A 13,148-nucleotide genomic window follows, 5' to 3' on the forward strand; every position below is an offset into this window, starting at 1 on the left:
CTGGTCACCGCCGAGCTCAAACAGAGCTTGGTGATCGAGAACCGTGCCGGGGCAGGGGGGCAATATCGGCATGGCCGCGGTCGCGCAAGCCAAGCCCGACGGCTACACGCTCGGTATCGCGCCCGCGGGCGCATTGACGGTGAATCCTCACCTCAATTCGTCAATGCCGTTCGAGTTGAAGGACCTTGCGCCCATCACGCTGCTCGCGGAAATCCCCTTCGTGCTCGTCGCCTCCGCGGACATACCTGCGCACTCCACTTCCGAGACGATCGCGCTCGCCAAGGCAAAGCCGGGTGCGCTGTCGATCGGGCATGGCGGCAATTCGACGGCGATGCACTTGACGGCTGCGCTGTTCACGCAGAAGACCGGGATTGCGATGGAGCTCGTTCCCTATCGTGGCACCGCACCGGCGACGGTCGACGTCCTTGCAGGCCATGTTCCTTTCGCGGTGCTGGATATCCCGGCATCGCGGCAATTGATCCTCGAAGGCAAGCTCAACGCGATCGGCGTTTCCTCCGCACGGCGTCTTCCATCCTTGCCTGATGTGCCGACCCTCGCCGAGAGCGGCATCGCAGGTTTCGAATCGGTGGGCTGGTTCGGGCTCGTGGCTCCGGCCGGCACGCCGGCGGATGTCATCGGCAGGCTGAACCTGGCCTTCACGAAAGCCCTGAAAGACCCGTCGGTGGTCGAGAAGATCAGGACACTCGGTGCAGAGCCTGCGCCCACGTCCCCAGAGCAGTTCGCTCGCTTCATTCAGAGCGAAAGCACGAAATGGGGCAAGCTGATTAGTGAGGCCGGCATCAAGGCGAATTAGGTTGGCGTCATGCCACCCCCGGCTTCGCAAAATAGTCCTGGAACTGCGGATCCGTCCGCAGCGCCACCGGATCACGTCCCTCGGCAATTCGGTCACATGCATCGCGCGCACCGTCGCGGGCCGCGCGATCAGCCTCAGCACGCGGTCGGCCATGGCGATGGTTTCGCCGATGTTGTGGGTGACGAGAAAGGCGCGCTTGCCGCGCTCGGCGATGATGCGGGCGACGTCGGCCTGCATCAGGAGGTGGGTCTAAAAGTCGAGCGCAGAGAACGGCTCGTCGAGCAGGATCACTTCGGGGTCGAAGACGGCCGTGCGCCTGACCTACTGCGCACCAATCCCCGCGCTCTCGATCACCCGCTTGTTGCGTGCGGTCTCCTCGACGATGAACGGCTCCATCTCGGCCGGGCCCTTGTCGGCGATCGACACCTGGCCGTTGGCGGTGAGGTCCGCGACGATGCCGGGGTCGGCGAGCACGGCGGCCATCGCCTCGGAGAGCCTGCTTACAATTCGCGGATCGGTGCCGGCCGGGACCGAGACCCAGGTCGAGCCGGCATTGACGGCGTCCGGGTAGCCGGCCTCGAGCACCGTCGGCGCGTCGGGCAGCGCGGCCAGCCGCGCCGCGCCTGTCGTGCCGAGCACCTTGACCTTGCCGGTGTCGATCAGCGGCCTCAGCACGGTGAGGTAGTCGAAGGAGACGTCCAGGATGCCCGACATCATGTCGGTCATCTGGCTCGAGCCCGACTTGTAGGGCACGTGGGTCAGCTTGATGCCGGCGGCCGCCTGCAACATCTCGCCGGCGAGGTGCTGGGCGGTGCCGGGGCCGGGGGAGCCGAAATTGACCTTGCCCGGATTGGCCTTCGCGTAGGCGACGAACTCGGCCAGCGTGCTGTAGGGCGCTGCTGCGGTCGCAACGAGGACCTGATTCGACGAGCTCACGCCGCGGACGTGGACGTAGCTCTTGAGCGGGTCGTAGTTGAGCTTCGTCAGCCCCAGGTTCGGCTGGATCGTCATCGGCCCGCCGGAGGCGTAGAGCACGGTGTAGCCGTCGGGCTGGGCCCGGGCGACGAACTCCGTCCCGATGGTCCCGCCGGCGCCGGGCCGGTTCTCCACCACCACGGGCTGCCCAAGCCGCGTCCGCAGCAGCTCCGCGATCTTGCGCGAGACGAGGTCGGTGACGCCGCCGGCCCCGAACGGCACCACCCAGGTGATCGCGCGGTTCGGCCAGGATTCCGCGGCCGACTGAGCCCTCGCAGCGCCCGCCTGGAGGGCCAGCGTCGTCGCGGCGACGAGACACAGGAGCGCTCTCGTCATCATCGTCGCTCCGGGGCGATCGAACGGCGCTCCTTGGCGGCGATGTCTTCCATGGCTGCAGTCCCCCCTCGCTGCAATGTGGCCCTTTATGGCCACGTTGACCGAAAGCTACAGCTTTGAGTGTCTTCCAACCATTCGCGTAATCTGAGCATCTCTTTTGCAGAATATGAAAAGATCGATCAGCGCCGCGAGCACGTGCTGAACGGCATCGAGGATGCCGAGGCCGCCGCGCTCGCGCGACGGAGCACGCCGCGCGCTTCAGAAGCTGGCGGGCTGACGTGGCGACAAGGGTTGAACCTGCTGCCGGCATGGACCGACCTAGCAACAGCGCGCCGACCGGCAGGAGCAAGTGATTCACGACGATGTTCGACAAGACCTACCGGCAGCGCCTCGAAGCTGATCTTACGCAATGGGAGGCCGACGGCGTGATCGCGCCGGCGGCCGCCGCCTCCATCCGCAACGTGCTGCCGCCGTTGTCGCCCGGCATCAACATTGCCGTGGTGGTCGGCATTGTCGGCGGGCTGTTGATCGCGGCCGCTTTCCTCGCCTTCGTCGCGGCGCACTGGACCGAGATCGCGCGGCTGGTGCGGTTCGCGATCCTGCTTGCCGGCATGGTCGCCGCCGGCGGTCTCGGGGCGTGGTTCGCCGCGACGGGCCGCATCGTTCTGGCCGATCTCTGTGCCAGCATCGGTGCCATCATCTTCGGCGCGGGCATCGCGCTGGTCGGCCAGATGTATCATCTCGGCGAGGATTTTGCCGGCGGCATGCTGCTGTGGTCGATCGGCGCGTTTGCCGCAGCGCTGCTGACCGGCTCGCGCGGCGCGCTCGCGGTCGGCCTCGTCGCCGCCTGCATCTGGACCTGCATGCGCAGCTATGACGCGCCGGATGTCGTGCATCTTCCATTCGCGGTGACCTGGCTGATCGCCGCAGCACTCGCCTTTGCGTGGAATTCCCGCGTCGCGGCCCACCTTGTCGCGATCGCGATGCTTCCCTGGTGGATCGCGACCTCGTTTCGTCTCGAATTCGACGGCGCCCAGCCGTCATTCGTGCTGGCGAACGGTGCGGCCCTGCTGTTCGGTGCCGGGCTCGCGATTGCCGCGGCGCCGTCGCCGCGGGCGCTGCGGCTCGGGAGCATCCTGTCGAGCTATGGAGCATTGGCGCTGGCCGTCGTTGCCTTCCTGGAGGTGACGACGGTCGACGACTTCATCCACTTGCGGACCGGTTCTGGTGCGGCCCAACCGGCCTGGGCGATCCTGTGCGGTGTTGCGGGTGTGGTCCTCGCGCTCGCGTCTGCCGGGATCACCAGGCGCGTCGGTGAAATTCTCGCGGCATGTGCGATCGGGCTCGTGCTGGTCGCCGCGCCGATCTGGCCGGCATCCGCGGCCGGCGAGCCCTGGTTCGCCTATGCTTCTCTTCTCTGCGCCATGCTGTGCCTCGTCGTCTCCGGCATGCTCGACGACGTTCGCCCGCGCATCGTTGCGGGCTGGCTCGGGATCGCCGGCGTCATTGCGGGCATCACCTGGGCGGTGAAGGGCTCACTGCTGCGCCGCTCGGCCTTCCTTGCGGCGGCCGGCATCATCGCCGTCGTCTTTGCAACCGCGCTCAATCGTGCGCTGCCGAGGGCCGGGCGATGATCGAGACCATCACAACATTCTGGCAGCGCATCCCGAAAGCCGTGCTGTTCGGCGTCGCCATCCTGCTTCAATGCGTGCTGCTGGTCCTGATGGTCGTCGATCGCATGCAGATCCTGCGCGAAGGCCGTGAGGTGACCTTGCAGACCCAGCCTGTCGATCCCCGCGATCTCCTGCGCGGCGATTATGTCGTGCTCCGCTACGACATCTCGCAATTGCCGGCGGGCGCGCTCGCCGGCAAGACGGCCGAGACGCGCAATCCCGTCGTGTTCGTGAAGCTCGCGCCCAATGCCAACGGGCTTTACGAGGCCGTCTCGGTCTCCGCCGAGCCCGTCACGGTCACCGCGCCCGAAATCCTGATCCGCGGCCGCATCGGCTATTCCTGCGGCTCGACCAGCCGCACCTTCTGCGACAAGCTGACGATCAAATACGGTCTCGAAAGCTATTTCGTGCCCGAAGGCGAGGGCCGGAAGCTCGAGCAGGCCCGCAACCAGCAAAAGCTTCGGGTCGTCGCCGCCGTGCTGCCCTCAGGCCGCGCCGCCATCAAGCGCCTGCTGCTCGACGGCGAACCGGTGTATGAGGAGCCGTTGTATTAGGCGCCGATCGTGCGGGGCGTTCCTTTCAACGCCCGCCGCAGCACGTCCCACACCTGCGGATCGCTCATGTGCGCCACGTTGAAGCGCATGAAGTTCTGCGCCGTCTGCGACACGCTGAACACGTTGCCCGGCGCCAGTACGACGTTTTCCTCGAGCGCGGCGCGCGCGACGGTGGTGGCGTCCTGTCCGCCCGCGAGGCGGCACCAGAGGAAGAAGCCGCCGCGGGGCGTCAGCCAGGGTTCGATGCCGAGCGCCTGAAGTTTTCGCGCAACGTCGCGACGGGTGCGCGTGAGCTTGTGGCGAAGCTCGTCCATGTGCTTGCGATAGCTGCCGCCGGCCAGCACGTTTGCGATGATCTCGGTTGCGACGGGACTCGGGCCGCCAAAACTGGTTGCGACCTGGAGGTCGACGAGATGCTCGATCCAGTCGGCGCGCCCCGCGATGTAGCCGCAGCGCACCGAGGCCGACAGCGTCTTGGAGAAGCTGCCGATGCGGATCACGCGGTTCAAGCCGTCGAGCGCGGCAAGGCGCGGCGAGCGCTCGGGCTCGAAGTCGCCAAAGATGTCGTCCTCGACGACGGTGAGGTCATGGGCGGCGGCCGCCGTCAGAAGCCGGTGCGCGGTCTGAAGCGAGATCGTCGCGCCGGTCGGATTGTGCAGCGCTGAATTGGTGATGTAGAGCCGCGGCCGCTCGCTGCCGAGGATCTGCTCGAAGCGGGTGACTTCAGGGCCCGACGGCGTCGTGGGCACGCTGACGATCCTGGCCTGATGCGCCCGCAGCAATGCGCGAAAGTTGAAGTAGCAGGGATCGTCGACCAGCACGGTGTCGCCGGGACGAAGCAGGAAACGGCAGATCAGGTCGGTTGCCTGAGTGCCCGAACCCGTCAACATCAGCTGGTTGATCGAGGCCTCGATCCCGTCTTCGGCGAGCCGCGTGAGCAGCAGCCGGCGCAGCGCGAGGGAGCCGGACGTCGAGCCGTAATTGGTCAGGACGCTCGCGTCAGTGCGGGCAAGCGCGCGGGCGGCGCGGCGCAAGGCCGCTTCCGGCATCCATTCCGGCGGCAGCCATCCGCAGCCGGGTTTCGGCACGGCCGCATCGGCGTCGAGCGATTGCCGGGAGACCCAGAACGGATCGACCTCGCGGTCGCGCCGCGGCTCGACCTCGGTCAGTGCGAGCGGCGATGTGACGGTCGGCGAGACATAGAAGCCGGAGCCGCGACGGGCGCGGATCAGCCCTTCGGCTGCGAGGCGATCATAGGCTTCGACGACGGTGGAGGGCGAGACGCCCATCGTCGTTGCGAGGCTGCGGATCGACGGCAGGCGGTCGCCCGCACCGAGCGTGCGGCCGGCAATCTTGCCGCGGATCGCGCTCATCACATCGATCGTTCGCGTTCCGCCGCGTCCCTTCGATTGCGCCTCGACGGTCAAGGTGTATCACCTTCCATACCCATACAATTTCCGCGAATTGTATTGGATTGTCACTGGTTACGCCATCGCGGGTGGTCGAGTATCGCCGTCCAACAAGAAAGACGGACATGCAATCTGCGGGCAGCGGCTGGGGCAACGGCCTTCTGGGCGTCATCATCTTCAGCGGCTCCTTGCCGGCGACGCGCGTCGCGGTCGGCGGCTTCTCCGCGCTGTTCCTGACGTCGGCGCGCGCGGTCATCGCGGCGCTGATCGGTTTGGCCGTGCTCGGCCTTCTCCGTCAGGCGCGGCCGCAGCGCAACGACCTCGTCTCGCTCGCCATCGTCTCCTTTGGCGTCGTGGTCGGCTTCCCGCTCCTGACCGCGCTCGCGCTCCAGCACATCACCTCGGCCCATTCGATCGTCTTCATCGGTCTCTTGCCGCTGTCGACCGCGATGTTCGCCGTGCTGCGCGGCGGCGAGCGGCCGCAGCCGCTGTTCTGGCTGTTCGCGATCCTCGGCAGCGCCACGGTGGCGGGCTTTGCCCTCTCCGGCGACGGCTCGGCTTCGCTCACCGGCGATCTTCTGATGGTCGCCGCGATCGTGCTGTGTGGCCTCGGCTATGCCGAAGGTGCCGCGCTGTCGCGCCGCGTCGGCGGCTGGCAGGTGATCTCCTGGGCGCTATTGCTGGCCTTGCCGCTGATGGTGCCGGTCGCGATCTGGACCTGGCCGCCGACATGGAGCGGCATCAGCGCGCCGGCCTGGATCGGGCTTGCTTACGTCTCGATCTTCAGCATGTTCGTCGGCTTCATCTTCTGGTACCGCGGCCTTGCGATCGGCGGCATCGCCCGAATTGGCCAGTTGCAGCAGCTCCAGCCGTTCTTCGGCCTCGCGCTCGCCGGCTTCCTGCTGCACGAGCCGGTCGCATGGAGCATGATTGCGGCGACCGCGCTCGTAGTGGTCTGCGTCTTCTTCGCGAGACGATTTGCGTGATGATAGCTGCCTAGTTCTGCTTCGTGCCCGGCGATTTTTCGATCCCTGGGATTCGCGCGATCTGCCCGGCGAGAAAATCGACCAGCAGGCGCACCCGCGCGACGCCGGATCGCTCCGGCACGATCAGCATGTTCAGCGGAACAGGCGGCGGCGAATAGTCCGGAAGCACGTGCTCCAGTCTGCCGGAGGCAAGAAGGTCGCCGACGAGCCAGAGATGTGCGGGCGCAATACCGCGGCCGGCCGCGAGCGCCTCCCGCGCGGCAAGTCCGTGATCGACCCGCAAGCGTCCGGCAAGCGGAACCGCATGGCGGCCGCCGCGACGTCCTTGCAATACGAGCACATCGCTGCCGGCGATGTTGGACATTCTGATCCCCTCGTGATTGGCGAGGTCTTGCGGACGCGCGGGCCTGCCGCGCTCGGCAAGATAGCTTGGTGCTGCAACAAGCATCCGCCGCGACTGGCCCAGGGACTTGAGCTTCATCGAACTCTCGGCGAGCGGCCCCAAACGGAGCGCGACATCGACGCCTTCCCTGACAAGGTCGATCCGTTCGTCCGTCAGGCTGAGATCCACCGACACGTCCGGATAACGGTCCTGGAAGGCGAAGATGCAACGGCTGATGTGGAGCGCGCCGAAAGCCGCGGTGCAGGATATCCGTACCCTTCCGGCGGGCGCACCGCGGGTGCTGCGCGCTTCGTCCCCGGCATGCTCGACCAGGCGCAGGACCTGCACGCAGTCGGCATAGTAGCGCCGGCCCTCTTCCGTCATCGTCACCCTGCGCGTGGTCCTGGTGAGCAACGGCACGCCGACGGCTTGCTCCAGTTCCCGGATGTGCCGAGTCACCGTGGACTGGCCAAGCCCAAGCTCACGCGCGACTGCCGACAGGTTTCCCCGCTCGGCGACCCGCACGAAGCTGCGCATGCGCTCGAGCGTGATCTCCGATTTATCCATTTTCCGGCACAATCCTATCCATTGCCGACATCTACCGATTTGCAGTCTGCCGCGCTAGCTCCGTGACATCATCAACGAACGGTGCTGATCATGAAAGTATTGGTTGTTTTTGCTCATCCGGAACAGCGTTCGCTCAGCGGATCGCTCCGCGATGTTGCCGTCAGAGAGCTCGAGGCTCAGGGTCACGAGGTGCGCGTGTCCGACCTTTATGCTGAGGGCTGGAAGTCGGACGTCGGCCGCGACGACTTCCCGTCGTTGCCGGCAGACGCACGGCTCGCGCCTGCGGCTGCATCGAAGCAAGCATTCGAGGCCGGCACGCTCACGCCTGACGTCAAGCGCGAGATCGAAAAGCTGCTGTGGGCCGACGCGCTGATCCTGCAATTCCCGCTGTGGTGGTTCAGCATGCCGGCGATCCTGAAGGGGTGGGTCGACCGCGTGTTCGCCTACGGCTTCGCATATGGCGTCGGCGAGCATAGTGAGAAGCGGTGGGGCGACCGTTACGGCGAGGGCACGTTAGCGGGCAAGCGCGCCATGCTGATCGTGACCGCCGGCGGCTGGCAGGAGCATTATTCGGCCCGCGGGATCAACGGACCGATCGACGACCTGTTGTTTCCGATCAATCACGGTATCCTCTATTATCCGGGATATGACGTTCTGCCGCCGTTCGTCGTCTACAAGGCCGACAAGCTCGGCGAAGGCGGTTTCGAAGCGATCGCGGAGCGATTGCGGGAGAGGATGAGGACGCTTGCGACAGCCTCGCCTATTCCCTATCGGCGCCAAAACGGCGGCGATTACCTGATTCCGAGCATGCAGCTGCGCGCCGGGCTCGAGTCTCCCGAGGCGAGCGGTTTCGCGCTTCACCTCGCGCGGGCGCAGGCGCGCGTCTCGCGAGGTGATCCGGACGCCACGCAGTCGCCAACGGATGCCAGCGCCGCAACAGCGTAAGTGTACGGACCAAAGCGCGACGAGATCGAGATGAATTGCCATCGTGCTTCGGGCTGTTGCTGGAGCGAACGAGCTCACTCCATCACCGTTTTCGTCAACGTGCTCCGTGCGAACTTCTTCAGCGGCATCGGCTTTCCGAACAGAAAACCCTGCACGAGGTTGAAGCCGAGCTCGTTGGCGGCGACGAGGTCGGCGCGGCTCTCGACGCCTTCGGCGACGGTGCATGCGCCATAGCCCTGCGCGAGCTCGACGATGTGGCGGCACACCGTGCGCTTGAGGCGGTCATTGCCGCTGCCGGTGACGAAATGGCGGTCGGCCTTCAGCTTGATGAAGGGAATCCTGTCCAGGTCCATCAGCTCCGGCCAGTTGGCGCCGAGATTGTCGATCGCCAGGCCGATATTGTGCAGGCGCATTTCGCGCGCGATCTCGGAGAAGAATGCGAGGTCGCGGAGCGCCTCCTCGCTGTCGATCTCGATCGTCAATCCGCCGAAGGCCGGATGCGTCGGCACGCGGCGGCAGAGATCGCCCACGGCTTGCGGCTCCTTCAGATAGGACGCCGGCAGGTTGATCGAGAGATCGACCGGGCTCTGCTGCTCCAGCAGATAGTGCCAGTCCTGCACCGCGCGCTCGATCACGAACTCCGAGAGGTCGCGCAGATGCGGATCGTGCTCCTCGGGAATGAAGTAGGCCGGCGGCACCACGCCCCAGGTCGGATGCCGCATCCGCACCAGCGCCTCGGCGCCGCAGCGGATCAGCGTGCGCGCGTCGATCTTGGGCTGGTACCAGAGCTCGAGCCAGCCGGCATGCAGGGCCTCGCCGACATGCACGGCCGGGCTTGGCGCCGGCTCGTCCGGCAGCAGCATCGCGACGCGCTCGCGCAGCGTCTCCGCGGCAAAGGGCGTGGTGAGCGGCGGCAGCATCGCAAGGCCATATTCTTCGCCGACCTGCTGCACCGCCTTGACGATGATCGACTCGCGGGCGCCGACAGCCAAGACCTTGCCGTCGAAAGCCTCGCGCACCAGCGTCTCCAGAAACTGTCCGGGCTCGATGCCGTCGGCGGCGATGCCGAGCAGGATCAGGTCCGGCAAGTCGCTCGTCAGCACCGCTTGCAGCTCGTCCGCGCTCGCGCATTCGCTGGTGACGAAGCCGAAATCCTCCAGCACCTCGGCGAGGAAGGCGCGCAAATGCCGCTTGCTATCGGCGACACACGCGCGCGGCATCACTTTTCGCCGTCCGAAGGTTTTGGGCCTCCGGCCGGCGAGTTCAACAATTTCATCGTTCATCGCAAACAACTCCCGTTCCGCGACCGGTGTTAGCGATGGGAGCAGTTTCAAATATGGAGGGCTTCAGACGATTGTTGAATTATCTGGGTAACGTTAAAGCCCGCATCATATCTAAAATTGTCCGGATCTCGTTGGAGAAGTTTTTACGTCTGCCCGCGCCATGCGCGCAGGAGTGCGGCAATCACGAGAGATTTTCGCGACGTGCAGTGGGGCAACATGCACGCGCCGTGTCCTGCAATTGGACGCAGCCGCGCGCGCTTCGCCCAATTGAATAATGCCTCGCCTCAATTGCCTGTGGCCTTGTCGTGCTGGGCCATGCCGACCGCCTTGTAGTCGTAGGTCGGATAGAATTCGGTGCGATAGGAGCCCCACGCGGTGTTCTCGATGATCCGATTGACTTCGCGTAAGCGCGAGGCCGGCAGACGCAGCGTGATCACCTGGCCGATGCCCATCATCACGTACCAGCTCACGACCTCGACGCCGGGCGGCGGAAAGGCCTTGTAGAAACCCTGCTTCTCGAGCTGCGCGTTGAGCTCGTTCAGCGGGCGCGACTGATCGTGCTTGAAGAACACGGTGAGCAGCACCGCGTTGTCGGCGGTCGGCGCGGCATTGCCTTGCGGCGGCGAAGTCTGCGCCATCGTCGCCGATGTCAGCGCCAGCGCGCCCGCAAGCAACGCCGCCATCGTCAGAGTGCGTCGATTCGATCCCATCGCAAATTCCCTCCCGTTGCTCTCTCAGATGCATCGGAGGATAGGAGCGACAGCCGCGATCGAAGAACTCATTTTCGCGCGATGCGCGCATATTCCCGCTTCGCGCGTGACAGTTATGCGACAACGCGTCCGGCCGCGGCGAGGCGAGTGTGAAGCACATCACATGTGTCTTGCTGCACCTGCGCTATTGCTCCGCGCAGCCGGTGGTGGGCTGTCGAGGATTGCAGCAATGACGACGCGGCGAATGTTGTATTGGTGGTTCAGATTCGTGCTGTCAGGGCGATTTATCGATCGCTTCCTGTACCTGCCGCGGGCGGATTAGCCGCGGTGCGAATTCAGGTCTGCCCGATCAATTTGCGAAACGCCGCCGCGCCGTCCTGAACGGCGTCGCGCCCCTTCCAGGCCAGGTAGGAGAGTTTGCCGCCGAGCGTATCGTGGCTGCGCAGCCGGCGCGAGCCGAGAATGTGTCCGACATTGGAGGGGAAGCGGCTCACCTCGGCGGCGACCAGCGACGCGATCGCATCCATCAATTGTTGGAGCCGAATGCCCCATTCGCAACCCTCGATCCCGTCGATGCGGACCTTGAGCGCATATTCAGTGTCGTAGATTTCGGCGAGCAGGTCGCGCGCGACCAGCACGCGATTGTGCCTGAGCGCGATCCTCAGAGCGAGGCGCTTGTCGTCGAGCCGGTCGAGCACCATGGGGACGACGCAGGCATAGGGCGTGGCGGCGACGTCGGCCGCGCTCTTGCTCGCGGCGCTCTTGGTGGCAAGACGCACCAATTGCCAGGACGTGGTCAGGCGCCTCGCCACCAGCGCCAGCGCAAAGGGCAGCGCATCCGGATGGGCCTTCTTGAAGGCGCCGAGCTGCGCGGTGATCTGGGCAACCTGGCCGTCGTCGAATTTCGCGATCTTCTCGGGCAGTTTTTCGTTGAATTTCGGCAACGCATCGCCGGCGCGCAGCACGTGCTGCATCTTCCTGACGTCGTCGAAGGCGGTGCGCGAGGCCGTGTATTGCGCGAGCTTGCCGCGCGCGATCTCGGTGCTCTCCGCCGATGCAAGGGTGTTCTCGAGCACCTTGACGACCTTGGTCTGAAAGATCGATGCGGTCTTCAGCACTTCCTTCGGGTTGTTGGCGGTGACCTGGTCGTTGATCGCTTTGATGTAGTCGCGCGCCATGGTCGGCAGCAGGTCGCGGCAGATCCACTCCCAGATCGGGGTCAGCGTGTTGCGCGAAATCCGCCCCGCATTGGCATGCTCGGGCGCGCCGTCGATCAACAGCAGTTCGAGCGGGGCGAAGAAATAGCGCGAGGGACTGGTGGCGCGCGCCTGGGTCGATCCGTCCTTGCGGAATTCGGCGCGCAAGCGCGCCTGGACCGCCGCCGAGCCAGGCATGTCGATGCCGCAGAGCTCAAGCCGCTCGAGCTCGCTGAGCAGACAGCTTCGCGACAGCGGCGTCAGCCTCTGCAGGAATTCCGATAGCTGGTCGATCTCGTTCATGGCACGCAATCTTCCGCAGCGTTTCCCGCAAGGCCAGGCGGCCCGGTGCGAGGAGGCATTTGCGCGCTCTCAATCGTGACCAAGAGAAGCAAGTCATTGTTAATTTATCCGTAAAAACCGGGGGATGGCCGACCCAATGGTAACCCGTCCGTTAACCGGGCACCGGTCCGGATGTCGCAGCCTGGGGGTTTATCAACCTCCACGCGGCGTCTCGCGCCGCTGCGCAAGCATAAATTGTGCCCATGCCGACGTTTCAGCATAAAACTGCCAAAATCACCGTAGTCTTACGGAGCAAAAAGTTAACCACAGACCGCCCCAGGTTCCGCTAAACGGATCACATGGGGTCACAGAACGATACGGCCATCGATTCGCGGCCGTCGGAATGGTACGAAAGCAGCGCTGCTCCGACTGAAGAGCTCGATTTCGTCCGTCTGAACGCCGCCCGTGCCAAGGCTGCCGACGAGATGGCCGCCGCCATTGCCCGCGAGCTCAACGGCCCCCTCACGGCGCTCCTGCTCTACATGGGCGAGATCAAGCATCACAGCGATCAGCTCGCGCCTGTTACGGGCGACCGGGTCTATCTGCGGCGGGTGGTGGAGAATGCGTTGGCGCAGACCGAGCGCGTGTGCGGCGTGGTCAAGCAGCTTGCCGGTCCGCACAAGGCGGGTCTGCCGATCCCGTCCAGGACCGAGGACGCCGAATCCCAGTCCGCCCGCGCGCCCCAGCCGCAGCGTGTGCCGAGCACCGAATTGCTGGGCCTGTCGGCGCAGAAGCGGCTGACCAAGCGCGAACGCGAGGTGCTGAGGCTGATCAGCGAGGGCTATTCGAACAAGCAGGGTGCGCTGCGGATGCAGATCAGCCCGCGCACCTTCGAGAGCCATCGCGCCGAGGCGATGCGCAAGCTCGGTGCACGCAACACCGCGGACCTCGTCCGGGCGGCACTGCTGCATTCGATCGATTGAGGTTCAGTGCGCCGCCGGGCGGGGCGATCAAGCCATGGGAATCAAGCCATGGG

At 65.5% G+C, this 13,148-nt stretch carries 12 protein-coding genes; 6 read left to right on the forward strand and 6 right to left on the reverse strand.

Features of this window, described 5'->3' with window-relative positions:
* Positions 1–43 precede the first annotated feature (43 nt).
* Positions 44–814: a Bug family tripartite tricarboxylate transporter substrate binding protein gene (locus I3J27_RS02160; protein ID WP_270164714.1), complete on the forward strand. Its 771-nt coding sequence runs from the start codon at positions 44–46 to the stop codon at positions 812–814.
* Between the two features lie 321 nt (positions 815–1,135).
* Here I3J27_RS02160 and I3J27_RS02165 read toward each other — a convergent pair whose 3' ends face one another.
* Positions 1,136–2,128 (reverse strand): Bug family tripartite tricarboxylate transporter substrate binding protein, encoded by a 993-nt coding sequence (locus I3J27_RS02165; protein WP_270164716.1) that lies wholly within the window; start codon positions 2,126–2,128, stop codon positions 1,136–1,138.
* Between the two features lie 359 nt (positions 2,129–2,487).
* Between I3J27_RS02165 and I3J27_RS02170 the strand changes: the two genes are divergently transcribed.
* Both I3J27_RS02170 and I3J27_RS02175 read left to right on the forward strand, forming a co-directional pair.
* The gene (locus I3J27_RS02170) at positions 2,488–3,759 is read left to right on the forward strand and encodes a DUF2157 domain-containing protein (RefSeq protein WP_270164718.1); all 1,272 of its coding nucleotides are present in this window, start codon (positions 2,488–2,490) and stop codon (positions 3,757–3,759) included.
* The gene (locus I3J27_RS02175) at positions 3,756–4,352 is read left to right on the forward strand and encodes a GDYXXLXY domain-containing protein (protein WP_270164720.1); all 597 of its coding nucleotides are present in this window, start codon (positions 3,756–3,758) and stop codon (positions 4,350–4,352) included. The genes I3J27_RS02170 and I3J27_RS02175 overlap by 4 nt, the downstream gene beginning before the upstream one ends.
* On the opposite strand, the gene I3J27_RS02180 is transcribed toward I3J27_RS02175, so the two are convergent.
* The gene (locus tag I3J27_RS02180) at positions 4,349–5,725 is read right to left on the reverse strand and encodes an aminotransferase-like domain-containing protein (RefSeq protein ID WP_270164722.1); all 1,377 of its coding nucleotides are present in this window, start codon (positions 5,723–5,725) and stop codon (positions 4,349–4,351) included. The genes I3J27_RS02175 and I3J27_RS02180 overlap by 4 nt on opposite strands.
* A gap of 161 nt (positions 5,726–5,886) precedes the next feature.
* Between I3J27_RS02180 and I3J27_RS02185 the strand changes: the two genes are divergently transcribed.
* Positions 5,887–6,747 (forward strand): DMT family transporter, encoded by an 861-nt coding sequence (locus tag I3J27_RS02185; RefSeq protein ID WP_270164724.1) that lies wholly within the window; start codon positions 5,887–5,889, stop codon positions 6,745–6,747.
* Positions 6,748–6,757: 10 nt separating this feature from the next.
* Here the strand turns inward: I3J27_RS02185 and I3J27_RS02190 are convergent, their stop codons facing one another.
* On the reverse strand, positions 6,758–7,696 hold the full coding sequence (locus I3J27_RS02190; RefSeq protein WP_270164726.1) for a LysR family transcriptional regulator: 939 nt from the start codon (positions 7,694–7,696) through the stop codon (positions 6,758–6,760).
* A 90-nt stretch (positions 7,697–7,786) separates the two neighbouring features.
* On the opposite strand from I3J27_RS02190, the gene I3J27_RS02195 reads away from it, so the two are divergent.
* Positions 7,787–8,641, forward strand: a complete 855-nt coding sequence (locus I3J27_RS02195) for an NAD(P)H-dependent oxidoreductase (RefSeq protein ID WP_270164728.1) — start codon at positions 7,787–7,789, stop codon at positions 8,639–8,641.
* A gap of 74 nt (positions 8,642–8,715) precedes the next feature.
* On the opposite strand, the gene I3J27_RS02200 is transcribed toward I3J27_RS02195, so the two are convergent.
* The 3 genes from I3J27_RS02200 to I3J27_RS02210 form a co-directional block, all read right to left on the reverse strand.
* Positions 8,716–9,924 carry an EAL domain-containing response regulator gene (locus I3J27_RS02200; RefSeq protein WP_270164730.1) on the reverse strand — a complete coding sequence of 403 codons (1,209 nt, stop codon included), beginning with the start codon at positions 9,922–9,924 and terminating at the stop codon, positions 8,716–8,718.
* A gap of 284 nt (positions 9,925–10,208) precedes the next feature.
* The gene (locus I3J27_RS02205; RefSeq protein WP_270164732.1) at positions 10,209–10,634 is read right to left on the reverse strand and encodes a hypothetical protein; all 426 of its coding nucleotides are present in this window, start codon (positions 10,632–10,634) and stop codon (positions 10,209–10,211) included.
* A 335-nt stretch (positions 10,635–10,969) separates the two neighbouring features.
* Complete coding sequence (locus I3J27_RS02210) at positions 10,970–12,133, reverse strand: hypothetical protein (RefSeq protein WP_270164734.1); 1,164 nt, start codon at positions 12,131–12,133, stop codon at positions 10,970–10,972.
* Between the two features lie 338 nt (positions 12,134–12,471).
* Here I3J27_RS02210 and I3J27_RS02215 point away from each other — a divergent pair, with 338 nt between their 5' ends.
* Positions 12,472–13,095, forward strand: a complete 624-nt coding sequence (locus tag I3J27_RS02215) for a helix-turn-helix domain-containing protein (protein WP_270164736.1) — start codon at positions 12,472–12,474, stop codon at positions 13,093–13,095.
* Positions 13,096–13,148: the final 53 nt, after the last annotated feature.

This window comes from Bradyrhizobium xenonodulans (assembly GCF_027594865.1).
Classification (GTDB): domain Bacteria; phylum Pseudomonadota; class Alphaproteobacteria; order Rhizobiales; family Xanthobacteraceae; genus Bradyrhizobium; species Bradyrhizobium xenonodulans.